The following is a 639-nucleotide window of genomic DNA, read 5'->3' on the forward strand; positions in this document are numbered from 1 at the left end:
AAAAATCGGCAAAAATAATTTTTGTCCCATGCGATAAAAAACGTGGCTGGCTGGCTCTTTTATCAACGGATATCACCCTCCCTGGTAAAGAAATCATCCGGTTGTATGGTAAACGTTGGGATATAGAAGTCTTTTTCAAAATGTGTAAGCAGCACTTGAAGCTTGTCAAAGAGATACAAATTCGGAATTATGATGGACTTATAGCTCATACGTCACTGGTTATTGCCAGATATAACATACTGAGTTTGTTCCAGCGACAGCGTATAGACCAAAGATCGTTTGGTGAACTTTTCAGAGCATGTAATGAAGAGATGTCCAACCTCACTTTTATGGCTTCTTTGGAAAGGATTATGCGGTTGGTCTTGGCAAACTTGCAGCAACTTTATAGTTTTACAGAGCAGATGATACAAAACATGCTTGAGTTGGTCATGAATAAAGCCCTTGCATATTTTGGCTTGAAGAACAATAGGCAAAAGGAATTATTGGAGGCGTAGAATCACTCCTCCGAAAGTTGAGTTCAATAAAAATAGTTAGAACTTGAGGATAACGTTCTAAAAGCTCTTTAACTGTGGTCTTTTTTGATATATTAGCAAGTTTTCTCATTTCATTTTTTTGCCATTTTAAAAATTCAATTTATAA

Annotated in this window: 1 pseudogene; it reads left to right on the top strand. The window is 36.3% G+C overall.

Annotated features, from left to right (window positions below):
• Positions 1–494: pseudogene (locus tag ACYQ2M_RS25215) on the top strand (IS4 family transposase); the annotation flags it as partial.
• Positions 495–639: the final 145 nt, after the last annotated feature.

It is taken from the genome of Desulfocicer niacini, from assembly GCF_054657595.1.